Annotated in this window: 24 protein-coding genes; 9 read left to right on the top strand and 15 right to left on the bottom strand. The window is 42.1% G+C overall.

All coding sequences use genetic code 11. The features are described from left to right. The first annotated feature begins 29 nt into the window (after nucleotides 1–29). From ACWATR_RS09700 to ACWATR_RS09690, 3 genes are all read left to right on the top strand, one after another. Entirely contained in the window at nucleotides 30–1,391 is a 1,362-nt protein-coding gene (locus ACWATR_RS09700; RefSeq protein WP_460331775.1) for a cystathionine beta-synthase, read from the top strand. 13 nt (nucleotides 1,392–1,404) lie between these two features. Continuing rightward, nucleotides 1,405–2,541, top strand: coding sequence for a cystathionine gamma-synthase (locus ACWATR_RS09695; protein WP_460331773.1), 1,137 nt, complete (start codon nucleotides 1,405–1,407; stop codon nucleotides 2,539–2,541). A gap of 549 nt (nucleotides 2,542–3,090) precedes the next feature. Continuing rightward, complete coding sequence (locus tag ACWATR_RS09690; RefSeq protein WP_238846384.1) at nucleotides 3,091–3,462, top strand: four-helix bundle copper-binding protein; 372 nt, start codon at nucleotides 3,091–3,093, stop codon at nucleotides 3,460–3,462. A 120-nt stretch (nucleotides 3,463–3,582) separates the two neighbouring features. Here ACWATR_RS09690 and modB read toward each other — a convergent pair whose 3' ends face one another. After that, nucleotides 3,583–5,385, bottom strand: coding sequence for a molybdate ABC transporter permease subunit (modB, locus tag ACWATR_RS09685; RefSeq protein ID WP_460331771.1), 1,803 nt, complete (start codon nucleotides 5,383–5,385; stop codon nucleotides 3,583–3,585). Nucleotides 5,386–5,615: 230 nt separating this feature from the next. On the opposite strand from modB, the gene ACWATR_RS09680 reads away from it, so the two are divergent. After that, nucleotides 5,616–5,936 (top strand): hypothetical protein, encoded by a 321-nt coding sequence (locus tag ACWATR_RS09680; RefSeq protein WP_460331769.1) that lies wholly within the window; start codon nucleotides 5,616–5,618, stop codon nucleotides 5,934–5,936. A gap of 148 nt (nucleotides 5,937–6,084) precedes the next feature. On the opposite strand, the gene ACWATR_RS09675 is transcribed toward ACWATR_RS09680, so the two are convergent. After that, nucleotides 6,085–6,987 carry a class I SAM-dependent methyltransferase gene (locus tag ACWATR_RS09675; RefSeq protein WP_460331767.1) on the bottom strand — a complete coding sequence of 301 codons (903 nt, stop codon included), beginning with the start codon at nucleotides 6,985–6,987 and terminating at the stop codon, nucleotides 6,085–6,087. A gap of 272 nt (nucleotides 6,988–7,259) precedes the next feature. On the opposite strand from ACWATR_RS09675, the gene ACWATR_RS09670 reads away from it, so the two are divergent. Both ACWATR_RS09670 and ACWATR_RS09665 read left to right on the top strand, forming a co-directional pair. Continuing rightward, nucleotides 7,260–8,771: a hydroxysqualene dehydroxylase gene (locus ACWATR_RS09670; protein WP_460340314.1), complete on the top strand. Its 1,512-nt coding sequence runs from the start codon at nucleotides 7,260–7,262 to the stop codon at nucleotides 8,769–8,771. A gap of 144 nt (nucleotides 8,772–8,915) precedes the next feature. Further along, the gene (locus tag ACWATR_RS09665; RefSeq protein WP_334819380.1) at nucleotides 8,916–9,281 is read left to right on the top strand and encodes a DUF6464 family protein; all 366 of its coding nucleotides are present in this window, start codon (nucleotides 8,916–8,918) and stop codon (nucleotides 9,279–9,281) included. Between the two features lie 63 nt (nucleotides 9,282–9,344). Here the strand turns inward: ACWATR_RS09665 and fmt are convergent, their stop codons facing one another. After that, the gene (fmt, locus tag ACWATR_RS09660) at nucleotides 9,345–10,376 is read right to left on the bottom strand and encodes a methionyl-tRNA formyltransferase (protein ID WP_460331765.1); all 1,032 of its coding nucleotides are present in this window, start codon (nucleotides 10,374–10,376) and stop codon (nucleotides 9,345–9,347) included. A gap of 979 nt (nucleotides 10,377–11,355) precedes the next feature. Between fmt and ACWATR_RS09655 the strand changes: the two genes are divergently transcribed. Both ACWATR_RS09655 and ACWATR_RS09650 read left to right on the top strand, forming a co-directional pair. Then, nucleotides 11,356–12,678 (top strand): hypothetical protein, encoded by a 1,323-nt coding sequence (locus ACWATR_RS09655; protein ID WP_460331763.1) that lies wholly within the window; start codon nucleotides 11,356–11,358, stop codon nucleotides 12,676–12,678. Between the two features lie 59 nt (nucleotides 12,679–12,737). Then, a complete protein-coding gene (locus ACWATR_RS09650) occupies nucleotides 12,738–12,911 on the top strand; it encodes a hypothetical protein (protein WP_460331761.1) in 174 nt (57 codons plus the stop codon). A gap of 30 nt (nucleotides 12,912–12,941) precedes the next feature. Here the strand turns inward: ACWATR_RS09650 and minE are convergent, their stop codons facing one another. The 8 genes from minE to ACWATR_RS09610 all read right to left on the bottom strand — a co-directional run bounded on the left by minE (nucleotide 12,942) and on the right by ACWATR_RS09610 (nucleotide 18,798). Next, the gene (minE, locus tag ACWATR_RS09645; protein ID WP_069073053.1) at nucleotides 12,942–13,244 is read right to left on the bottom strand and encodes a cell division topological specificity factor MinE; all 303 of its coding nucleotides are present in this window, start codon (nucleotides 13,242–13,244) and stop codon (nucleotides 12,942–12,944) included. Between the two features lie 36 nt (nucleotides 13,245–13,280). Next, entirely contained in the window at nucleotides 13,281–14,087 is an 807-nt protein-coding gene (minD, locus tag ACWATR_RS09640; protein ID WP_012410009.1) for a septum site-determining protein MinD, read from the bottom strand. A 172-nt stretch (nucleotides 14,088–14,259) separates the two neighbouring features. Further along, entirely contained in the window at nucleotides 14,260–15,300 is a 1,041-nt protein-coding gene (gene minC / locus ACWATR_RS09635) for a septum site-determining protein MinC (protein WP_460331759.1), read from the bottom strand. A gap of 201 nt (nucleotides 15,301–15,501) precedes the next feature. Continuing rightward, on the bottom strand, nucleotides 15,502–16,824 hold the full coding sequence (locus ACWATR_RS09630) for a four-carbon acid sugar kinase family protein (RefSeq protein WP_460331757.1): 1,323 nt from the start codon (nucleotides 16,822–16,824) through the stop codon (nucleotides 15,502–15,504). Nucleotides 16,825–17,006: 182 nt separating this feature from the next. Further along, nucleotides 17,007–17,669 carry a hypothetical protein gene (locus ACWATR_RS09625; RefSeq protein WP_069073056.1) on the bottom strand — a complete coding sequence of 221 codons (663 nt, stop codon included), beginning with the start codon at nucleotides 17,667–17,669 and terminating at the stop codon, nucleotides 17,007–17,009. Between the two features lie 41 nt (nucleotides 17,670–17,710). Continuing rightward, nucleotides 17,711–18,205, bottom strand: coding sequence for a DUF29 domain-containing protein (locus tag ACWATR_RS09620; protein WP_460331755.1), 495 nt, complete (start codon nucleotides 18,203–18,205; stop codon nucleotides 17,711–17,713). Nucleotides 18,206–18,341: 136 nt separating this feature from the next. Beyond that, nucleotides 18,342–18,551 carry a hypothetical protein gene (locus ACWATR_RS09615; protein WP_460331753.1) on the bottom strand — a complete coding sequence of 70 codons (210 nt, stop codon included), beginning with the start codon at nucleotides 18,549–18,551 and terminating at the stop codon, nucleotides 18,342–18,344. 121 nt (nucleotides 18,552–18,672) lie between these two features. Next, nucleotides 18,673–18,798 (bottom strand): hypothetical protein, encoded by a 126-nt coding sequence (locus ACWATR_RS09610; protein ID WP_460331751.1) that lies wholly within the window; start codon nucleotides 18,796–18,798, stop codon nucleotides 18,673–18,675. A gap of 29 nt (nucleotides 18,799–18,827) precedes the next feature. On the opposite strand from ACWATR_RS09610, the gene ACWATR_RS09605 reads away from it, so the two are divergent. Further along, a complete protein-coding gene (locus ACWATR_RS09605; protein WP_460331749.1) occupies nucleotides 18,828–19,736 on the top strand; it encodes a hypothetical protein in 909 nt (302 codons plus the stop codon). Nucleotides 19,737–19,791: 55 nt separating this feature from the next. Here the strand turns inward: ACWATR_RS09605 and ACWATR_RS09600 are convergent, their stop codons facing one another. The 4 genes from ACWATR_RS09600 to ACWATR_RS09585 form a co-directional block, all read right to left on the bottom strand. Beyond that, nucleotides 19,792–21,081: a Glu/Leu/Phe/Val family dehydrogenase gene (locus ACWATR_RS09600; RefSeq protein ID WP_460331747.1), complete on the bottom strand. Its 1,290-nt coding sequence runs from the start codon at nucleotides 21,079–21,081 to the stop codon at nucleotides 19,792–19,794. A 308-nt stretch (nucleotides 21,082–21,389) separates the two neighbouring features. Further along, nucleotides 21,390–22,535: a beta-ketoacyl-ACP synthase gene (locus tag ACWATR_RS09595; protein ID WP_460331745.1), complete on the bottom strand. Its 1,146-nt coding sequence runs from the start codon at nucleotides 22,533–22,535 to the stop codon at nucleotides 21,390–21,392. Between the two features lie 93 nt (nucleotides 22,536–22,628). Then, nucleotides 22,629–23,429: a peptidylprolyl isomerase gene (locus tag ACWATR_RS09590; protein ID WP_460331743.1), complete on the bottom strand. Its 801-nt coding sequence runs from the start codon at nucleotides 23,427–23,429 to the stop codon at nucleotides 22,629–22,631. A 154-nt stretch (nucleotides 23,430–23,583) separates the two neighbouring features. Next, complete coding sequence (locus ACWATR_RS09585) at nucleotides 23,584–24,153, bottom strand: photosystem I assembly protein Ycf4 (RefSeq protein WP_181931767.1); 570 nt, start codon at nucleotides 24,151–24,153, stop codon at nucleotides 23,584–23,586. Nucleotides 24,154–24,847: the final 694 nt, after the last annotated feature.

Here is a 24,847-nt window from a genome sequence, read left to right as displayed (position 1 = left end):
GTATTTTAGAAATTATTTAGGACTGCTATATGGCTACTTACGACAACATTTTACAAGCAATTGGTAGAACTCCATTAGTCAGACTAAACAAAATTACCGAAGACATTCACTCAAGTATTTATGCCAAAGTAGAATATCTCAATCCTGGCGGGAGTACTAAAGATAGAATTGCTCTCACCATGATTGAAGCCGCAGAAAAAACAGGTCAATTGCAACCCGCCGGCACGATTATTGAAGCTACCGCAGGTAATACTGGTGTGGGACTGGCATTAATTGCAGCAGTAAAGAAGTATCGCTGTATTTTCGTCATGCCTGATAAAATGAGCCAGGATAAAATCAACCTACTCAAAGCTTATGGTGCAGAAGTAGTTGTTACTCCCACATCTGTACCGCCTGACTCGCCAGAAAGTTATAACGGTGTAGCTGAAAGACTCGCCAAAGAAATACCGGGAGCCTATAGACCAAATCAATTTGAAAACCCGAATAATCCTTTAGCACATTACTTAACTACAGGCCCAGAAATCTGGTCAGATAGTAATGGTAAAATAGATGTTTTTGTTGCAGGTATGGGCACAGGTGGTACAATTTCAGGAGTTGCTAAATATCTGAAAGAGCAAAATCAAAATATAGTAATTGTTGGTGCAGATCCAGAGGGTTCAATTCTTTCTGGTGACACTCCAAAATCTTATAAAGTTGAGGGAATTGGTGAAGACTTTATTCCCAAAACATTTAATCGTCAATTAGTCGATGAAATGGTTCGGGTTAGCGATAAAGAATCTTTTAATATGGCTCGTCGCCTAGCACGAGAAGAAGGATTATTAGTAGGAGGTTCTTGTGGTACAGCAGTAGTCGCAGCGCTCAAGTATGCAGCCAGATTAACAGAGCCAAAGTATATTGTAACCCTATTACCAGATACGGGAAGAAACTACATTAATAAAATCTATTCCGACGCCTGGATGCAGGAAAACGGTTTTTGGGAAGGTACAACAGTAAAAAGTATCAAAGTTGGTGAAATTCTTGCTCAAAAAACAGATTTTCCTTCTCTAGTTGCTGTCAGTCCCCGTGATACCTTAAGTAAAGCCACAAACTACCTACAAAAGCTGAATATTTCGCAGCTACCTGTGATTGATAATAAGCATGTAGTAGGAAGCGTCAATGAAGCCTCTTTAATGAAATTTCTCCATGATGGCATCAACTTTTCTAATCAGGAAGTTTCGGCAGTTATGGGGAAACCACTGCCGATTCTCGATGAAGAAGTAGATATTTCTGAAGCTTATCGAGTGCTGTTATCAGGAAGCACCGGGATTATTATTAAGCGGCATGATGTTCCCATTGGCTTAATTACCAGAGCCGATTTAATAAGATATTGGATTAGTCAAAACCAAGAATAATCAAGGAAAAATTATGGAATTTGAGACTAGAGCAATTCACGAAGGTCAGCAATCAGACCCACAAACTGGCGCTGTCATTGTTCCCATTTATTTGACTTCTACTTATGAACAAGAAGCCATCGGTAAACACAAAGGATATGAATATTCTCGCACGGGAAATCCCACCCGCACAGCATTAGAAGAAGCTTTAGCTTCTATTGAAAATGGGAAATTTGGTTTGGCATTTGCCTCTGGTTTAGCTGCAACTACTACAGTATTAAGTCTACTCAAAAATGGCGATCATATTGTTGCTGGTGATGATTTGTATGGTGGAACTTATCGGTTGCTAGAAAAAGTTGTAAAAAATTGGGGTGTTACAACTAGCTATGTAGATATTGATAACATCGCTGATTTTGAAACTGCCGTTCAACCAAATACTAAGCTGATTTGGATTGAAACCCCTACTAACCCTCTGTTGAAAATTATTGATATTGCCGCACTAGCAAATATTGCCCGTGAAAATAATATCATCTTAGTAGTTGATAATACTTTTGCTAGTCCTTATTTTCAAACGCCGTTAGATTTAGGTGCTGACATTGTGGTTCACAGCACTACCAAATATCTAGGGGGACACAGCGATATTATTGGTGGCGCAGTTATCACATCTAACGAGCAACTATACACCGAACTAAAGTTTTATCAAAATGCGATTGGGGCGATTCCTAGTCCTTTTGATAGCTGGTTAGTGCTGCGAGGAATTAAAACTCTGGCTGTGAGAATGCGAGAACATGAAAAAAACGCTTTATTTTTAGCTGAATTTTTAGAAAAGCATCCCAAAATCGAGCGCATTTATTATCCAGGGTTATCCAGTCATGAACAGCATCAATTAGCAAAAGAGCAAATGTCTGGCTTTGGGGGGATGATTAGTTTGGAATTAAAGGGCGGTTTTGCTGAGGTTGAAAGATTCGCTTCCCGACTCAAGTTATTTTTGCTGGCTGAAAGTTTAGGCGGTGTGGAATCGTTGCTTTGCTATCCTACGAAAATGACCCACGGTTCTCTACCAGAAGCGGAACGACTTCAGCGGGGAATCAAGGATAATTTAGTCCGTCTTTCGGTAGGAATTGAACATCAGCAAGATTTGCAAGCTGATTTAGAAAATGCTCTAGCTTGAAAATTGGTATTGGTTATTGGGTATGGAGAAAACCGATTTTTATTCCGCGTTGTAAGCTTGATTTTTATTAATTAAGTATAGGGTTTTATATCCCTATCTTTAGACATAGGTTTGTTTTAGGTGGAGTCTAAAATCTTATTAGGAATTATGAATTTTTAAGCGTGCCTATCTCCCATTAACATAAGTTAATAAATACTGGATTAATATAAGTTAACAAATGCATAAACAAAGCATTTGTTAAAAAACATGACATTATTTTTGATCCAGATTTAACTATAACTTTTGATCCCCAATGAAAAGTTGACTTACTTAAGAAAACCCCACATTGAAATGGGTGTTTATAATCCTTAATGCATAGCAATACTCAAAAAAACAACACTAAACTAGTGTAGATTCAGTTTGATTTTCCGGTAATTATATCGGGATAGTAGGCTTATAAAACCTGAATTAAAAACCCCATTGACTCTTTAAAAAAGTAAGACTAATGTTATGAGTAGTCCTTCCAAGGACACTATTTATGCATCAAAAAATCAAGAGGTATTTCCTATGATGATGATGATGATGACTGAAACCATGACTACCGAAATGCAAGCTTGTATGGATGCTTGTATGGACTGTCACAAAATGTGCATGGAAACCATGACTTACTGCATGAGCAAAGGTGGTAAGCAGATGGACAAAAGCATGATGAGCATGATGAGCATGATGCGCGATTGCTCTGAAATGTGCATGATGTGCATGAATATGATGATGAGCGGTTCTGAGTTCATGGAACGCACTTGTATGCTGTGTGCGGAAATGTGCGATCGCACTGCAATGGCCTGTGAGATGATGAGCGATGACGCAAAGATGATGGAATGTGCTGCTGCTTGTCGCAAGTGTGCAGAGTCTTGCAGAAGTATGCACATGATGCCTGCTTAATTCCTCTAACTAGCAGAAGTCTCTCTGCAACCTAATATTCAAGCGCTCAGACTCTTTGGGTCTGGGCGCTTGAAGTAATATTCTTTAAAAAAATTTCCCGCGTCCCATATATCTCTGCGTTCATTTCATCAAAATCAAGCGCAGAGGATCTAAACGCACATACCAAGGAAAAGGTTGCTCTTTCATAGTCACCCATTTTTCTTTGAAGACTTCAGCTTGCAGATGGTAATCTTGAGAATTCTTGCCAGCAGAATGTAGTTTGAGAAACAACGTCATCCGGTGGGGCGTTTCACTGGTTCGTACTACCCAGCAGGGAAAAGTATTTTCCTGTGATGAGTCGTTGGTAAAAATGAACTGATGGGCACGAATGCCGACGTGGGATAATTCGCTCTTGATTGGTTCAATTACTTGAAGATTACATCCCCAATCAATTGCTTCCACCTGTTGCGACGACTGAAGAACAGCACGGGAGAAGTTTTTGCATCCAGTTAGTTGGGCGACACTCACAGTAGCAGGATGCTGGAAAATATCATGTTTACTACCATAATGAACCGCTCTACCATGCTCTAATACCAACAGATTCGGGCAAATCCGATAAGCTTCTTCCATATTATGGGTGACAAATAGAGTCACACCTTGGTAGCCAGCTAGAGTTTCTGTCATTTGCTGCTCTAATTGACTACGTAAATGGGTATCAAGTGCCGAAAACGGCTCATCTAAAAGTAATGCTTCCGGTTGACTTGCCAATGCTCTTGCCAAGGCTACCCGTTGTTGTTGACCCCCAGAAAGTTGGTGCGGATAGCGATCGCCTAATCCTTGCAACTGCATCGCTATTAGTTGCTGTTCTACCTGCACCCGAATACTACTAGCAGATAGGTTTTTGGGCAAGCCAAAAGCAATATTTTGCGCCACACTCATGTGCGGAAAGAGGGCATAATTCTGCACTAAAAAACCGATGCGGCGATCGCGGCTGGGTACATTAATTCCTTTTTCTGAGTCAAATAGAACTCTGTCATTTAAAACTATGCGCCCAATTGTAGGCGTTTCTATCCCCGCAAGGCAGCGCAAAATCATACTCTTACCGGCTCCAGAACCCCCTAACAATCCCAAGGGTTGCTCATCACTAGTGAAAGCAACTTTTAAATGAAAGCTAGGAAGTATTTTTTCAAAATTGACAAACAATCCACCAGATTCAAAGCTAGAGTGCGGAGTATAAACAATTTCTCCCCCAGCTTCTGTCTCCCTGCTCCCTGCTGCCCTCTTCTTATCCCTAATTTCTTGCCAGAAGTTGACTGCAATAATTCCAGATAGAGAAATCAGCATAATAGCGATCGCCCAAAACCACGCTTCATTCATCGCTCCCGCTTCCACTGCAAAATAAATCGCCATTGGGATTGTCTGCGTTTGTCCGGGAATGTTACCAGCCAGCATCAATGTCGCACCGAATTCTCCCAAAGCACGGGCAAAAGCGAGCATTGTGGCAGCTACAATGCCAGGTAGCGCTAAGGGGAAACTGATGCGCCAAAAGATTGTGGCTTCAGTTGCACCAAGGGTTCTAGCTACTCGCAGCAGATTACCATCTATCTGTTCAAAGGCTCCCAGTGCAGTTTTATACATTAAAGGGAAAGAAACTACCGTGGCTGCGATCGCTGCACCATACCAAGTAAAGACGATGGTGAAATCAAAAGCCTGCATGAGTTTCCCTACAGGGCCATTTTTGCCAAAAAATAGCAGCAACAAGAAACCGACAACGGTGGGGGGCAAAATCAGTGGCGCAATAAAGATACCCTCAATCAACGATTTACCTTTGCCACGATATCCCAGCATCCAGTAGGCAGCAGCGATACCCAAGAAGAAGGTAATAAATGTAGCAAGTAATGAAGTTTTGAGTGATATCCAAAGAGGCGATAAATCCAATGGCATAGTTGTCTGGGGAAGAATTAGCTAATCCATAATTTACCAACTTTAGTTCCAAAATGTTCGTAAAAGTTGGTAGATTACATAATAATCAATGAAGAAAATCCCAACAACTATCCAAATTTTCAAGAATATAGCGGTTCACAATTACATGAAATACAGACCTAACCCCCAGCCCCTTTCCTTCAAGGAAAGGGGAGTAAGATTCAAAGGCTCTCTCCTTGTAGGAGAGAGGTTTGGAGAAAGGTCAAAACTGTACTGTACCCAAGCGAGAACCACGATATTCTCGTTCGATCGAATATAAAGCGTCAGGGTGGAGTTGTATTGGACAAAACGCCGTAATGGGAAGTGTCAATCCCTCAGTTAGTAGTTTTTCACTCGCAATTCCGCTAACACAATTGGTTTATGCAGTCACTACCACAGCAGCAATATTTACACAAAGTGTCGAGTGGCGTGGCATAACCTATCAAATCAAAGATACCTGGAATATTCGTTTAACTAAATACTATCCTTATCAACAATCGAATAAATCACTAGATACTAAAATTTCACTTTGAAGAATAAGTTTCCAGAACTTCAATATTGCATCATTGTCGATAGGATACAAAGTTAATGAGCATTTATTTTAAAACCAAAAGCACAACATTGTTGTGCTTTTGTAGATTATTTGTATTCAGTTAATTGTGAAAAAAGAGACTTTTTTAATTAATCCAGTTTACTGCTGTAGGCACTGAAACCATAAGCCAAAGTTTCTTTTAAATTACCTGATGGCTTCAGACTTCTGTTGATGGCTTTAGCAAAGGGTACTGGGATACCTTTGATGGTTTCCGGCAAAATTGCATATTCTTCTGTTGGTTCGACAATGTATTGTGAACACTTCGTTTTTAGACCAGCACTAGCTAACATTTCCTCTATTTCAGTAGATGAATATTGCTTGAGATAAACTGGGTTTCTCACAAATGGGTTCAGTTTTCTCACAAAATTATGGATAATATGAGAAGGACAAGATTTGTTGTGAAAGGAATGATTAAAAACAAAAATTCCACCAGGCTTTAGCACACGAGATATATCAGCCAACAATTTTCTTAATTGTGCGTCTGGGATATGCATAAAAACGCAGTTAGAAATTACCAAATCTATAGAATTATCTTCTAAAGGCAATATTTCAGCAGAAGTGCAAATCAAGTTAAATTCAGCTTCTGGGAAAAAATTATATTCTTGTTTGACCTTGATTAACCGCCGTAATAAAGGTTCAGAAATATCAATTCCGTAATATTTCTCACATCTCAGATTTTTCGCTTTCGAGAGATGTAAAGGTGCGCGACCATAACCAGAACCAATCTCTAGAATAGAGCCAACAGATTTATTCAATGGAAATTTATTCCAAGTACCTCCAGGCGTACCAGTTAGCAGAGTGTAATCTTGTTTAATGGGCGATGTATCTGCAATCTTTTCAATTTTTTGGGAACCATAATACGTTTTCCCAATTGCGTCCCATGTTTTTTTATGTTGAGTATTATTCAACTGTTCATAATCGCTAGGAAAATAAATGCCATCTCGTAATTCAAAGTCATTCAGACTAAATTTTACATCTGCTAATTGACTCATTATGATTATTCCTCATGAATAGTTAAGTCTGTTTTCTGTTATACTCTCAACTCAGCATTAACCGCAAGTGATTTTTACTCAACCGCTTGCCTTGAGCCTTTTTCAAAGTCTATAGCTATTTTAAGTTCAATGGGATATGGTATGGGCGCACAGATGTGCGCTCAAAGCGCCTATTGCATCCCAACAAAAATCGCTGTAATAACAACCCATTGCCTGATCAGAACACAAGTTCGTATACATTAGTTTATGGACTGCAACAATTGGAGGCTGTGATGGTAGAAGGGTCACAACAAAAACGGGTGGTAGTTATAGGTGCTGGTTGGGCTGGTTTAGGAGCAACCTACCATTTGGCAAAACAAGGTTATGATGTGACACTTCTAGAAGCAGGCCCCTATCCCGGTGGATTGGTGGCAGGTTGGCAAACACCAGCCGGCAAATCTGTTGAAGCGGGCATTCATGGCTTTTGGTATCCTTACAAAAATATTTTTTCCCTAATCAATGAATTAGGAATTAATCCTTTTACTACTTGGACTCGTTCTTCGCAATATTCGCCAGCAGGTTTAGAAGTTGAATCACCGATTTTTCAAGACTTACCGCGACTCCCCTCGCCACTGGGAACTTTTCTCTACACTCAGTTTAAGCGGCTGCCACTAATTGACCGTCTCAGTGCCCTGCCTTTACTTTATGCTGTCGTTGATTTTGATAATTCTGATGCAGCTTGGCGACGCTATGACTTTGTAACTGCCCGTGAGTTGTTCAAAGACTTTAACGTTTCTGCACGGCTTTACCGCGAGGCTTTTGAACCAATGTTATTAGTGGGCTTGTTTGCCCCTGGCGAACAGTGTTCAGCCGCAGCAACTTTAGGAATGCTTTACTTTTTTATTCTGGCTCATCAACCAGATTTTGATGTAGTTTGGTGTCGGGGAACTGTTGGAGAAAAGATATTTCGTCCTTGGGTGGAACGGATAGAAAAAGCTGGTGCACGAGTGTTACCCAAGCGTCGAGTTACAGATTTAATTGTTGATAGTAATCATCGAGCTAAGGGTGTGGTTTGTGGTGATGAAGTAATTGAAGCAGATGCAGTGATTTTTGCGGTTGGGATCACAGGGATGAAGAAAATTGTCTCAACTAGTCCTAGTTTACAAAGCTGTGAAGAATTCCGTAATTTGAGCAATTTAGGAGCAATTGATGTTTTGGCAACGCGGCTATGGTTTGACCGCAAAATTGATATTCCTCGTCCTTCTAATGCTTGTTTTGGATTCGACGCAACTACAGGTTGGACGTTTTTTGATTTGAATGCTCTACATGATGAATATCAAAATGAGCCAGGAACGGTGATTGAAGCTGATTTTTATCATGCAAATCAGTTTCTCAATTTGAGTGATGAGGAGATTTTACTAATAGTTCAGGGTTATTTAGCAACTTGTGTGCCAGCGTTTCGGGAGGCAAAGATAATTGATAGTAGTGTAATTCGGCTATCTCAGGCGGTAACTCACTTTGCACCTGGTAGCTATCGTTATATGTTACCTGCTAAGACAAGTTTTGAAAATGTGTTTATGAGTGGGGATTGGATTGTGAACCGTCATGGTTCCTGGTCACAGGAAAAGGCTTATGTTACTGGTTTGGAGGCGGCGAATTTGGTGGTGTCTTATTTGGGAGAAGGTCAGCCATCTGAGATTTTAGCTGTAGAAGAGGATGAAGTGCATATTCAAGTGGCGCGATCGCTCAACCAAACTTTGCGTGACTTGGGCAAATCTATCCTACCTGATTTTTGGTTGCCGTAATCTGTAGGGAGGCGCTACTGTGCATCCCTATCCTATGTATATTTCTTGCAATAAGAGTGAATTATTAATTGTAATCTAAATTCGGTAAGCTAAAGAAAGCTATTGCTATAACATCCTTAAATGTAAATCAAATCACATAAGCTTATGGAGCCAGACTCTTTACAAACCGAGGTGATTCTGACGCACCCGCGTGAGTCTCTCGGTAGAGTACAACTTGATTGGACACCCCAACCCGGAAACTATCTTGATTTTCAAGGTAAAACCTATGCGGTTTTAGAACGCCGCCATAGATATAAACTTCAAGCTGGACGCTACCGCTTGCATAATATTGCCATTTATGTACAGTCTGCTAAACGACCATCTGAGAAAAGTTTGGTAGCAGGACGTTGGGTAATCGGTGATGCCACCTGCTGTTACAATGCTCATTCAGAACTCATTCGCTGTGCAGTCAACCCAGATGGCCCTTGCGAATCTTGCCGCTTTTATGAAAAGTTAGAAGTTACAAGTTAAAAGTTTGGAGTTTGGAGAGACGCGATTAATCGCGTCTGTACAGGAGTTAAAAGTTATTTTCCCTCAACTCCCCGCACCAAAAACTTCTCCCACAGTTAAGCGAGTACCATTAACAAAATCCCATCCCGACTGGGGACGTTTACCAGCTAGCTGAACCTCTCGCAACAGCAACAAACCTTCCCCAGTTTGAACGATCGCCCCAATTCCTTTAACAATGCTCACTACAACTCCCGGTTGATCTGATAAGTTTGATAAATCGGGTAATTTATGCACTATTTCTTGTAATTCTGGTGGCAGATTGCGTAGACGCAAAGCGGGTTGTTGCCAGACATCGCCTACAGAACCAAGGGGAGCAGAAGCGGTGATTTTCAGCAGGTTGTCACGAAAGGTAGCCGTGCAGTTAGGGTAAAAGCCTCTGATTTGATTGTGTAATTGGATCGCGCTTTTTGACCAATCCAAACCATAATCTGGTTTTTGAATTAGAGGTGCATAAGTAGCTGCTAAATTATCTTGGGGAATTGGTTGAATTTCCTGGCGTTCCAACTTCAACAGAGTTTCCACCAACAAATCTCCACCGATCGCAGCTAGTCTGTCGGCTAAATCTTGGGTATTATCTAGTAATCCAATGGGTGTAGTGGCTATTTGTAGCATTGGGCCGGTATCCATCCCCACATCCATTAACATGGTCGTGATCCCCGTTTCTTTCTCACCGTTATACAAACACCACTGAATCGGCGCTGCACCGCGATATTTGGGTAAAATTGAGCCATGCACATTAATGCAGCCCAACTTTGGCATCTTCAATATTTTTGACGATAAAATCTGTCCATAGGCGACAACAACAAACACATCTGCGTCTGATTGTTTGAGTTGGGTTAAAGTTTCAGTGTCTTTTTTCACCCGCTCAGGTTGCCATACTGGTAAGTTGTGAGCAGTAGCGATCGCTTTTACGGGTGTTGGGATCAATTTATTTCCGCGTTCCCGGCGTTTATCTGGTTGAGTGACAACTGCCAACACCTCAAACTCTGAATGATTCAATAACTTTTCCAGCGTGGGTACAGCAAACTGGGGTGTACCAAAAAATACAATTTTCATTAATAAATTAGTCGTTAGTCGTTAGTCATTAGTTAATCGTAAGTGCGCCCCTCATAACTGACAACATTTAAGTTGTATATTGAAACAGAATTCAGCAAGCCAGGATTTAGCAGATGTATTCTGGACGGCAGTGGCAAAACACAGTTGATTGTAAATAATATCGGCTATTTGGTGGTACAATGTTTTCGTATTATATTAGTGAAACCAAAAGCTGCTTGATTCACTTAATAGTTAAGTTGACAAGTGTAACAGCTAGCATCAACTACATCTGCCTCTAGTGAACCTAATCACCTAGTGGTTTTTCGTTACGATTCGCTAGAGCATCTACCGAGTAAACTTCCCTGTGTTCCTGATAATTTTCCCAAAGTTGGCTTTAAATGCAGTTGGGTTTCTAAAAAACTATTGCGTCTTCTAGCTATTTTTGTAGTTTAGATTGCAATTTCTAAATTTGGGTTGCTGGCAGCAATATTTTCTGAGTATGATGTATTATACGTCCGCTTTCCCAGGTTTTTAATTAACGCCTCACGTTTACCATTCTGAGGGTTTGCGCTGTTATATTTAGTGTATGACCTGGCTTGTTTGCTGTGTACTAGCGATCGCTAGTACGATCCCCAATAGCCAAGTTATTTAACTCTTGCTTACCAGCGTCATTTGCCTAACCTATACCCTGAATCTCCATTAACCAATACCTGTTTTTGGTGTGGTTGGGTGTAGCAACAGCAAAATTATATATTGTGTAGTAATTACTGAGTTCTCAGCATATTTACTATACTCGCATATCTTTGCAAAAAAACATTCAGTACCTTAGTAAGAAAAGGTGTAGACGATGATACCTAATTTTTGTAAAACTCTGCAAACTTTGAATAAATTATCTAGTCATTGCTTTTAGTTTCTTGTTATACATATAATTGCCGCCTGCCCCATTGCTGCTGATGTATTGCTTCTCACATCGCAATCGCCCCCTCTAGAGAGTCTACAAATGCTTAAACCCCTTTTGCTGTCAGGATGGTTCCGCGCACAACCATTTCTCAATTACGTTGTCGTTGTGATACTGATTGCACCCTTGTTAGGGGCATCGGGTCACTCGATCCCAGTAAGATCCGAAGTAGCTAAACTAGCTTCGACAACTGGAGATTCTGACTCTGTATCAAAGGAAATAGCTGTAGTTGGGGAACCTGAGATAGCTGAAATATTCAAAGCAGATCAAATCAATTCATTGACAGAAGAATTTGACTCTGTACCAACACAAAGTACTGCTTTCCAGGAACCGCAAGTATTACCAGCGGATAAAATTGAGTCTTTAGCTCAAGTAGATAGTTTTGTAGCAAACAGCGATTTAACTGTTCCTGATACTTTGGCAGCAGTTGAACTCGCACCATTAACAGATGCTCCTGTTAGTCAGCTGAATTTAATACAAAAACTCAAAGCTGCTAATATTAAGTCTTTGAAAGGACAAGGAAATTCTCTCTCTAGAGAAAAGTCTTTTACTAAATCATTGGCAGCAATTCAAGTAGCACCAACTCTGAGAGAATTACAACCAACCATAACAACAGAAATACCTGCTACTGAATCAGTTGATGAGTCTCAAGCAGAACAAATAGATCCTATCGGTAGTCCTCATCCTATTCCTTGGAAATGGATTACAGCTACTCAAGAGGCAATTGGTTCTAAGGGTGGTTCTGGAGTACGCCACTACCGCAGCGTACCTGTGGTTTCTCCAGATGGTAAATATGCTGTTTATAGCCGCGTGCAACTAGAAGTCAAACCCCAGATGTACAACAGCCGTGTCACCAGCATTATGTTTGTCCAAGATATGCAAACTAAAAAGTTGTGGGTGATGGCTTCAACAACTCCAGTTAGCGATCCTTTATTAAAGGTAAAGGCTATAAAGGCAGAAGTTTCAGAAGAAACTGATACGAGCGGTAAGATTGGGGTATTAGTTCCAGTTAGCTGGTCAGAAAAAGGCGATCGCTTCTTAGCACGCAAATTTGAAGGTATATTTAACGCAGGTGATTCTACAGATAGTGCAGTGATTTGGGATCGGCAAAAAAATCACGCTAATACAGTAGCTCCTGCGAGTCAGGAAGATGAGCATGAGAAAATCGCTGTATTGTTAGGCTGGAGTAAAAGCCAACCAGATCATGTGCTGTTCCGTGCAGGTGAATTGGGCGAGGAAGACTGGCCGTTAATGCAAGTTACTAATGATGGTAAGACTGTAACTACAACAGACGATGATCAGCCGATTACTTTTGGCAAAAAGGTTACAGAAATTTGGGCAGGCCCACAAGTCGCCTACCGATAGGTCATCAAAAATCCTATATATTCCCGTTGTCACCACTACTGACAACGGGATTTTTTTATGTGATAAATATTTTTGATGTTGCTGAATTTAGATATTTTTGTGTGAGACAAATTCATATTTTCAATCAGCAATTTTATGTCCGCCTAATTACCGATAATCAGCAGTTTGTAGTGGGGACTTCAGTCCTCAAAGCCAGGACTAAAGTCCTTACTACGAACGAACAATTTAACTAAATCCTAAAATAAAAATACTTAAAATTAAAACTAGAGAGGCTTAGGCTTATCACCCCTTTCCCACTCAGGTATAGCCCCTTTCACCCGACGGATGGGCAAATTAGCAATTAAAGCTGTGGTTCGTTGGTTGCTTTCTAAGGAGAACTCCAAGCCCTCTGTCTCAATTTCTACATAGCGACAGACTACATCTAGGATTTCTTTCCGCATTTTTTCCAACGTTTGAGGATCTAAGTCGGCGCGATCGTGAGCAATCACCAATTGCAGGCGACGTTTAACTTGAGTTCGACTGCTATCAGGGCCGCGAAAAAAAAGTTTTTCTAGAAGTTCAATCATTACGAATAGGTCTGGGGCGGAGACTGGAAAGGTAAGTTAAACAATCTTTGTCCACAACAACCTTCGTAGACGGGCGAAGATGCTGTCTTGGGACGAGTCGATCTCCAGAAATTCGACACTTTCTCCTTCTAATCTACGAGCAATGTTCTCAAAGGCTGTGGCAGCTAAAGAGGGATTTTCCGCTAACACTAGGGGTTCGCCGCGATTGGTAGATACAATAACACGCTCGTCGTCAGGGATTACCCCGATCAGGGGAATGGCGAGAAGTTCCTGAACATCTTGCACTGACATCATATCATTTGCCTGCACCATTGCGGGTCTGATGCGGTTAATTATTAAATGAACACGCTTGATACCTTGTGCTTCTAGTAACCCCACTACCCGATCAGCATCACGAACTGAAGAAATTTCTGGTGTGCTGACAACTAGCGCTTCTTTTGCCGGCCCGATCGCATTTTTAAACCCATTTTCAATACCGGCAGGGCTATCAATAATCACGTACTGATACTTTTGGGCTAGTGCATTCACCAATAACTTCATCTGTTCAGGTGTGACTGCATCTTTCGAGCGATTTTGGGCTGCTGGGAGGAGTACGAGATTTGGTTGGCGCTTATCTTTGACCAAGGCTTGTTCTAGGCGGCACTCTCTGGCTAAGACTTCTACCGCAGTATAAACGATACGGTTTTCCAGCCCTAACAGCAAATCCAAATTTCTCAGACCAAAATCCGCATCAACCAAAGCAACTTGACGCCCCATTTTGGCTAAAGCCATACCCAGATTTGCTGAAACTGTGGTTTTACCCACTCCTCCTTTACCGGAGGTAATCACAATAATGCGAGTCATGATAGAAATGCGGTCAATGAGGGTTCAGGAAATATAAAACAGTAAATTGCAGTATAAAGTATGAAGTATCGTATCAAGTATGAAGAAATATCTGTTCTCCCTGATGATGGCGAGGCATGAATATTTGTTTTATTTCATCCTTACTTATATACTTCATTCTTTAACTAAATATTTATGGCTCTTGATTGCTCTTGGTGAATTGGTTTCTGGAAAAATCAGTCGCCCTAGCGATGCGAATTCCCTGGGGCGTAATATGTGCCACCTCTGGAGAAAACTGCATTGGTGGTTTTTCTGGTGCCCTAGCTACAGCATCGGCAATCCGCAGTTGGGTTGGTTCCATTTGCAAGGCCATAATCAGACACTCACGATTGCCTCCGGCTCCAGCATGAGCGATTCCACGTAGACGACCCCAGATAATAATATCTCCATCTGCAATTACAATACCACCTGGGTTTAAATCTCCCAAGAGAATTACTGTACCAGGATGACGAATTTCTACTCCAGAGCGGACTGTCATTTCTAAATAGAGGGCATCTGCTTGGGGGATGGCTGTAGCCGTTGGCTCAGAGCTTAGGGAAGTTACGGGCTGCAATTGTTCTACAGAATACCCTGATGTTACGGCTGCGATCGCAGTTTGCCGACGACTTGTCGAGACAGATATCAGTCGGAGTTGGACTTCACTTAAAGCCTCGGCGAGTTCTTGGAGTTGTCTGGCATCTACTAGGCGGTCTTGTGCCATTAAATGCACAGGTGTATTAGATACACGGAAGCGATCGCCTGCATTCAGACGTTGCCTGATTTGTTGCCAAATATCAGACCAACTCAGTTCTGAGGCAGATACTTGAGATTCCGGGGGCAAAATTAATAACAGTCGTCCCTCCTTACTCTTTAACTGAACTTGAGTATTGTCACTTACACGATGTCCTGGCAATGCTGATTCATTGGGATTTAAATCAGTCAGGATAAAATCTGATGGGGCATCAGTATTTGACTCTACATCTGGGTTGGTAGGATTTGACTCTACATCAGCAAGGACAGTATTTGATTTTAAATAAAGAAGGACAGATTTTAACTCCGCATCCGGGAGGATAGAATCTGACTCTACATCAGAAACAGTAGGATTTACCTCTACCTCTGAAAGGATAGAGTTTGTTTCTGCATTAGGAAGTGCAGAATTTGACTTTAGATTGGGAATCGCAGAATCAGAAGTCATGCAGTACTAGCCAAAAGACAAGGGACACTCCGAATAATTACTAATATTAGATCAGTTGCAAAATTCAACAACATCCTCAGACCAGAAAGTGCAGAGTGCTGAGTCCTGAGTCATAGCGACAAAATTTTGCTTCTTTACTACCCTACAACAACAATTCTTATACTCTGCACTCAGCAAGAACTCTGTTCGGTGTCTCGTGACTCAAGACTGTTTAGTTAACCTCTGATAAATTGTTCCCAAGGCATCAGCATCGCCGACGTTACCAGGAAACAGCACCACAGGTAAGTTAGGAAACTGAGGATGATCGGATGGCGTTAATACCATTGAACAACCAGCTAAAATTTGACCTAGTAAACGGGCTGAGGTTAAAGCTAGTCCAGTACTTAAGACATCGTTTGAAGTAATGCCACCCTTGCTGATTAAGAATCCTATATCAGATGGTAAACCACGCACAATATCCATCAATAAAGCTGAAACTTTTTCCCCAAACTCCAATCGTGTCTCGACATCTTTAAAACTTAGTTCCTGACGGCTAGTATAAACCACTGGTGTTTTGCCAGCATTGTGTGCTGCCCGTGTACTTTCCTGAATTTCAGTTAGCAATGCAGTAGATTGATTTGCATCATCAAGTAATCGCGCTACATTTACTTCAATTCCTACTGTTCCTTCTACTTGTAACAGCGCCTCTAATTGCTGAGTAGTCTTTTTCACATGAGAACCAACAATCACCACACCGGGTTTGCCTTGGCGCACGTACTGCGCCATCTTTTCGGCGGCAATGGGTTGGGGAGGTAAAGCGGCTAAAGCTGTTAAAATACTTGCTGCACTGCGAAATAGAAAGCGTTTCCCTTGACTTGCTGCTGCTAATATATCTGCTGCAAAGCGGTTGAGATCGTCTTGAGTTTCACCATCTACAACAGCGCACTGATTACCATTAAATTGTAACAATCGTTCCAAACTACCAGCGCGAATATCGGCCAGGAGAAACCTTTCTACTGCTTCGGCACTAATTCGTCCTTGAGTCTTTTCTTCGACATACTTGGGCAAGTAACTGTGATGGTAGCTGAAGACTGAATCATGGGCAAATTCGGTTTCATGGACTGGGGTGGGTACACCGCCAATAATTAAGTAATGCACACTGTCGCGAGTGATGCGTCCGCCCTCAAAAAAAGCTGGTACGAGAAAATGAGCATCAAAAGGGCCGAGTTCTTGTGCGATCGCATCTGTTTCAATAGGATAATGTCCCCGCAAAGTAGAATCAGAACGGCTGACAATGAGAAAATCGTCAATTCCTTCAGCATTCAAAGCGATTTTTAGGTTCTGGCAAACTTCTTTGGTGACAGATGCAGCTGACTCTGGCGTTAGCGATCTAGTATTAGTCAGCACAAAGAAAATCGGCGAATCATCCTGCAACCCGCTGCGTAAAGTGTCCACATCCCAGTGCATTAGCAGTAAGCAGCTGTGGACTGTTTGAGAACCTGTAGGGTCATCATCCAGGACAATTATTTTGGGTTTGTTGCTCATTTAAGTCAACGGGTGATTGTTTTCTGGGAAAGTAAAAGCGAATAGAATTGCCTGCGGCACACTGCGTGAACGCGGCTACACAAGCCAAGTCCACCTCCGTGGACTAATAGATTAATGGTTTTCTAACCTGCGGAGGCAGGTTTCGTCTGTGTAGCTGCGACTTCTAGTCGCCCAAGCTTTACTCAGCCTTTCTGCAATTTTCTGATTTCTGCTTGCACATCGATCGCAATTTGCAATGATTGATTTAGCAGTTGAGCATATTCGCCTGCTTGACTACTAACTTGTAAAGCTTTCAGGCTGGGTAAATTATTGACAAATAGCTCTTGATTATTCGCAAGCAATTTTTTATTATCTCGCAAAATTCGTTCCGTTTTCAGAGCGCGGACTAAATCTTCTCTAATTAGTTGTAGGGCGGCGGTTACTTTATCTCGGTCATGGATACTGCTTTCTACGTTTCCTGATGCTGCCAATTGGTCATTAATATCGATGGCAGCAACCAGATCATGATATTTATCAACTTCGTCTAAAAGTATTGTCAGTCCTTCAGGACAGCTTAATTGTCGCCACAGCCATCGCCCCACTAATATCGGCATGGGCACTAAAATTAATAAAAGAATTCCCAGTCGAATTGAAGAACCAATTGTTGGCAAAATAATAAACGCGTAAACAAAGCCAACAATTATTGGCGTTAGCGCCAGCGTCACCAGCATTTCACTGATAAAAAACCCTAATCTCTTTTTGCTATCTCGCAGAACCGAGGGACGAAAAACGTCTTCTGGATCGAATCCAGTTAAACGCCTCAGTTCCCCTTTGCTAATTTCCAAGCCTATTAAATCCGGCTGCACGACTGGATAACTCCTATGGAAGCCCAAGTTAAGTATCTATTTTAATCGGCTTTACCGTGATGATTGTGGTTATATTCGGGAAACCAGTTTTCATCTAAAATTTGTTCTAAAGAACCAATAAGTGCGATAGGGAATTTATCAATGGGAAGTTTTGAGCGATCGCTTGCTTCTGCTCTTCCTTCTTGGTAGCATGTATCAAAAATTTCTAAGATGTAAGGCTTAAGACTAGGACTATCTTTGAGTTGATCCTTAATTTCTCTGCGGAATGTCCTGATTTCCCCTTTCCAATGTCCTTCATTTTGCTCTCGTTCCACATCCCAATATGTGAGCTTAAGCAGATGTTCAAAAAGTCGAATCAACAGACTTTTCACCGCTCGCTTCTCGCTCCTACCCATATTTTCTAATTCTTCAGTCAAGTTATCTAAATCTACAGATGAAAATTGGCCAGCGCGAAGTTGGTTGATAGTTGTCCTGAGCCACAGGTAATAATCTTGGTCATATAAAGTCTGAGTTGTTGATTGTATTTCTGTCACCATGCACTTGTTAAGCTCCTATTATCTTTATCAATTAACGTGTATTTTTATACACTAATTGTAATTCAGGTGTTGAATACTGAGAATTGCCTCTAATCTCTGACTCTAGCTGAATAGTTCTACCTTCATCAAAAGAAAATTACGCCTCTGTGACACCATCATAATAAAGAAATTCAACCGGAATTTCTGTTGTAACATCAAAAACAACTAGTACTAGTACCGCAAGGCGGAAGTCAATAGAAGGCAGGAGGCAGAAGGAGGAAAAAGCCACGCCACTTGCAGGTGGGGCTTGAACCTTCCCCCAAAAAATGTTAATCGCCCACAAGGGGCGGGGCTTGAACCCAAGCATTTTTCTTTCCCTCTGCCCTCTGCCCTCTGCCCTCTGCCTTTCTTCGTCAAAAAAATTGTATTCCAAGCTCTCGCGCCATTTTAAATCAATGAAACGCTTACGCTGTATTCATTTTTAATTTTTAATTCCGTCTTGCGGTACTAGTCATGTTGTTGCGATCGCCTATCGGTGATTGTAGAGTAAAATCCATCAACCTATTGGCATCGAACTCATCAGTCACAATGCAGTAATATTTAGGCGATCGCATTTAAGCAAGCCCACGTTAAGTTGAGTAGCATGGCCGCAGAACAACGATTAATCAATTTTGATGCTGCAACCGCTGAGATTGCATCTTCGCAGACAGGCTCAAAACTAAATTATCGACCGCAAGCCGCCGATACCAGAATTGATACCGATACTTATCTATTCACCCAGTTGCGAAAACTCTCACTTGAACAACGGATAAAGATGTTCGCGGCTCATGAACGTGGAGTAAAAAAACTTTGCCTTGCAGGAATTAAATCACGACATCGCAATGTTTCCCAGGAAGAAATTCGTTGTATATTTGCCCGTGCCTTGCTGGCAGAAAAATTCTCTCCAAATCTCAAGTTAATTGGTGTTGATGAAAGTATGTGGATTCAAGATTCCATTTCGCTAGCAGGCGAACTCCATCAACTTTTTGAATCAATAGATATACCTTATTACGTTAGTGGAGGTGTTGCTAGTTCAATTCATGGCGAACCTCGCTCGACACGGGATTTAGATTTAGTGATTTCAGTTCAACCCGATCAAATCGATTTATTGGTGACGACACTGGAAATAGCAGGATACTATTGTCCAGCAGGGGCGGTTGAAGATTTGAAGCGAGGATGTGAGCGAATGCTCAACATCACACATACCGAAACCATAGCTAATGCCGATCTGTACATTACTGATGGTTCACCATTTGCAGTATCGCAGATGGCACGTCGCATATTGCCCGATTTAGATGGGATACCTGAATTTTGGGTGGCTTCGCCAGAGGATACGATTTTACAGAAGTTGCGCTGGGGGCAGAGTAGTCAATCCGAAAAACAGTGGCGTGATGTATTAGGGATACTCAAGTTGCAGGCACAAACTTTAGACTACACCTACCTTATGGAGTGGGCAGAATATTTAAATTTGGTTGATACGTTGAGTCGGGCATTGACTGAGGCTGGTATTTAACAAAATAGAATTCAGAATTCAGGAGTCAGAATTCTGAATTCCCTAGCAGTAAATCTTAAGGATAAAGACCTCTATCAGTCAGTGCTTGCGCCACTCTACCCACTCCTAAAGTGTAGGCTGCTAATCTTAAAGGAATTTGCCGCACCTCCGATTGGTGAATCACCTTGCGGTAGGCTTGCACCATCAAATGTTCCATTTCGCGGTTGACGCGCTCCTCATCCCAAAATACATAAGAAAGTCCTTGTACCCACTCCAAATAACTGACTACCACACCGCCAGCATTCGCCAAGATATCTGGTAGTACTGTCACTCCCCGCGCCTCTAGCGCCAAGTTAGCCTCAAGAGTAACCGGGCCGTTTGCTGCTTCTGCGACAATCTGCGCCTGTACCTGATTCACATTTTCTTCAGTGATTTGGTTTTCTAAAGCCGCTGGTATTAAGACATCGCAGGGTAAAGTTAATAAATCTGCATTGCTAATTGGTACAGATTGCGGAAAACCCACAATACTCTTGCGATTTTCAGCAGCATAAACTTTCAACTTGGGAATATCAAGACCAACTTCAGAAAATATTCCTCCAGCACCCGTTGAAACGGCAAGAATTTTCGCGCCTGCTTCATATAGTAATTCTGCTGCGGCACCACCTACATTACCAAACCCCTGAATAACTACTCGCACTCCTGCCAAAGATTTACCTTGATCTGCTAGTGCCTCACGCACAGTAATCATCACACCACGTCCGGTTGCCATTTCTCGTCCCAGAGAACCACCAATAGAAAGCGGTTTCCCAGTTACAACCCCTGGTACAGCATTACCAACATTCACAGAATAAGTGTCCATCATCCAAGCCATTTCACGGGACGAAGTACCCATATCTGGCGCAGGAATATCTACGGAAGGCCCAATATCTTTAATTAATTCGCTGATATAACGGCGGCTGATTCGCTCTAATTCACCAACACTGTAACGTTTTGGATCTATGGGAATGCCACCTTTACCACCACCATAAGGAATACCTAACAATGCACATTTCCAAGTCATTAGCATTGCTAGAGCGGATACTTCCCGCAGTGTCACAGCCGGATGGTAACGAATTCCGCCCTTGTAGGGGCCTAAAACATCGCAGTGCTGCACACGATGTCCAGCGAGAACTTGTATTTCGCCGTTATCTAGTTTCACGGGAATGGAAACCGTGACAACCTTACGCGGGTGGCTGAGAATTTCCAGTAAACCCTGATTTAAATTTAATTCTTTAGCTGCCGCTTCTAAGTAGCTACATGCTTGATCAAATGGGCATATATGCGCTGGGGAAGCAGGTTCTGCCAGCAACAGTGATTTTGAAATCATAAAATTTTCTCCTAATCACGGTATCTTTACGAACCGGATATCATTCTGTAACTAGCTTATCCTTTTTTTGGGAGAAGTGGAAATTTTGTAGTTTTTGTTACAGTTTTATATTTTATATTCTGCTATGTGAAAAAATCAATATGTGGACTACTGGTCTGTCAAATTCATTTTGACGGTTAGAGAGACGCGATAAATCGCCGTCTCTACAGGAAATTTATCCATCAATTATTTATTGACAGACTACTACCACATCCTAGATAGCCTGCTTTCTTAAGGAAATCCAAAAAATAAATTATCCCCACAGGTTTTTATCTTGTTAATGCGATCGCAACATTCTGTCCACCAAAGCCAAAACTCAAACATAATATCTGGCGAATTTTACTTAGACGGGCTGCTGTAACGATATCTAAGTCGAACTCTGGCTGCTTGAATCCTACACAAGGTGGTAAAATTTGATGCTTTAATGCCATGAGAGAAAAAGCCACACCTAACGCTCCAGATGCCCCTAGTGTATGACCTGTGCTTCCCTTGGTGGAACTAACCGCCACGCCTTGAGGAAACAAACGCTGGATTACCATACTCTCCATCTGGTCATTTAGCTGGGTAGCTGTGCCATGAGCATGAATATAATCGATATCGGCTGGTGAGAGACAACTACGTTTTAGACATTGTTTAATAGCAGCGATCGCACTTTTCCCCTCTGGTTCTGGTGAATTACTATGATATGCGTCGTTGGTTAAGCCGAAACCGAGAATTTCACCATACACTTTTGCTTGACGCTGTTTTGCTAACTCTGCTGATTCTAAGACAAACACAGCCGCGCCTTCGCCCAACACTAAGCCTTCCCGATGCAAATCAAAAGGATAAGCCCCAGTTTTCGCCAAAGCACCCATCTGCTGAAACCCAGCTAAAGTTAGGGGTGTAATCGGCGCTTCCACTGCACCTGCGATCGCTTGTTGACATTGCCCAGTTTGGATAAGTAAAGCGGCCTGAGCAATAGACCAAATTCCTGTTGCACAAGCTGCCATTGGTGCTAAAACCGTTCCAGATGCACCAATTTGCCTTGCAGCTGCGATCGCATTTATATGAGGTAATGTATATAGCCAGTTTCCCAAAGAGGAAACGGGAAAATTCTTCGCGTCACGATACATTTGCCTAGCCAGAATTTCCCAAGATGCTTGATAAGAGCGACTCGATCCAATGACTACAGCACAATCAGCTAAAGGTGGAACTAACCCAGAATCTTGCAAAGCAGAAGTAACAACCATCTGAGTTAACATTGTCAATTCAGATGGTTGTTGTCCAATTAAACCTAGAGGAAGTGGTGTTAGTTCTGGAAATGGTTGATGTAATCGAATTCCAGATTTCCCTGCTAGCAAATTTTGCCAGCTAGCCTCTAAGCTTCCACCCAAGGCGGAAACTAGACCAATACCAGTGACATAAACCTTAACCAATTTGCAATTTGGGGGATAAGGTGGATCAGGAAGATGAGGAAGAATAATAATCGTTTTTTTGCTTCCTCATCTCCCTCATCTCCCCCTGCTCCTCTACTGTGCGGGTGTTTTCAGATTTTCAGCACCTTGGGTAACTTTGGCAGAGTCAATGCGATCGCCTTGCTGAATTTTGTTGACTACATCAAGGCCTTGAGTGACATTGCCAAACACGGCGTAGTTGCCATCTAAAAACGCCAAATCCGCCAAAGCAAAGTAAAACTGAGCAGAAGCGGAATCTGGTGATTGCGATCGCGCCATCGCTACTGCACCCTGTTTATGGGGCAATACGACGGGTTGAGTAGTAGCATCAAATGGTTTATTGTAAACCGGAGTATCTGAACCTTTTGGCTTAACTTCTAAAGGTATATAGCGAGCATTTCCCGTTTTTGGGTCAATATAGCTACCGGTTCCTAATCTATCTGCTGGAACTTTTGGGTCTTTGCCTTGGGGATCGCCGCCTTGAACTACAAAAGGTTGGGGCTCACGCACAACTCGATGGAAAGGTAAACCATCGTATACACCCTTTTGTACTAAATCTACGAAATTGCCAGCTGTAATGGGGGCATCAGTGCCGTCTACTTCAATAGTAATCGGCGAACCTTTAACCGTTAGCACCACAGTAGCCTTGCCTTCAAGCCGTGGTAAATCCGCCATTCCAGGAACACTCTCACTACTAGTTTGAGATACAGATGTTGCATCACTAGTTGTTTTGGTGCTTGCCTCACTTGTAGTCGAGGTAGCTGTTGAGCCTGGAGAAGACGTATTAGAAGCGACTTGCTGTGGTGAACATCCTCCCAACATCAAGGCACTGATAATTACAAGGGAAAGCAAAAATTGTGAAATTTTTAACCGCATTGCCACTTACTGATTTAACCAGAGTATCTTATCGTCTCAAGAGGTAATGGGGAATGGGGACTAGGGATTAGGCATTTAGGAATTGGGCAAATATCAAGCCAGAACTTTTGCCCAGTACCCAGTACCCAGTCCCCAATCCCCATATTCCCTTCCCTTATAGTCCTTCTAACGACACTCCCAAAAAGCGGGCTAACTTTGCGCCTTCTGTTTCCAACTCTGTTAGAGATAACGGTTGTCCAACCCGTGTTAAGGGTATATCTCGTCGCCCCTTAATGCGTAGATAGAGGGCGCGACGGGGGTTAAGACCTTCCTTGACGGCGATTCGCACAGATTGCACATCTTCTATGCGACTATCAATCTCAATTCGGCGGTTTTTGCCAGGAAACCCCCAACGGAAGATTTTGATTGTGCCAGTTTCCTGATTAAATTCGTTGTAACCGCCTCCTACATCCAATAAAATTACTAGCCACAAGTATGTAGCTAATAGCAAGCCAGCAGCGCCATATAACCCCATTACCAATCCTTGGGGGACGAATACCAGTTGAGTTGGATCGGAAACTATGAGTAAATTAACTTTTAAATAACTGGATATCCCAGCCAATAAAAAGCCGCTTGCTCCCAAGGTAACGATGGTTGCCCACCAGTAGTTACTAAACCGACGAGAACCGAGAACATTTTGATGCAGGAGGCGATCGCCTTTGTTAATCGTTGTTGATGTCGTCATTGAACTACCATTGCCTGTGAGATACTCGCTGTGACATACTCGCACACTGAATGCTTTTGCATAGAGTGGTGGCTCTCTGTGCTAATCCGGCTATTGCTTAGGAGGCACTTCAGCACTGTTTTAAGTCCACCAGATAACCTGCCGCAGACTATGAATTTTTTACCCTGTAATCTACAAATTTTACTATCCCGGATGATGCTGGCTTACTTGCACTACGAGACAAACCACTTAGGCTATTTGTATTTAGTCAAGATGTGCCAACTTTCTTTCCCCTTGGCTAACGTTTCACATAGGTTTTCCAGAGGTGTATCAACGACGGTGGTGGCGAAGTTACCATCCACATTTTACCAAACATCGTTCACAAAAACTCAACTGCGCCCCTCCATGTTCCTGCTACCGATATAATTTCTTAGGGCATGTCAACATCATTTTTTCACTCAATGCCTGATAAAAATTCTTTCTCCCCTGCCCCTCTGCCCCTCTGCCCCCCTGCCTCCCTCTCCCTGCCTCTTTTTCACCCCTTGGGAATGAGTTAGCTACATATCTCCATCTGCATTAATTTTTTTTAGATTTCTGAGAAAAGTTGTGTCAAATTGTAAAAATTCTGATATTCATATTATTAATAAGGTTCGTGTTTCATAGCTCATTTGCTTCTGCGTATCAGGCAAAAACCCTGACTAGTGTGATAAATTAA

The organism is Nostoc sp. UIC 10890, from assembly GCF_054786515.1.
Note: the sequence above shows the minus strand (reverse complement) of the source record. Positions and strands in the feature narration are given on the sequence as shown.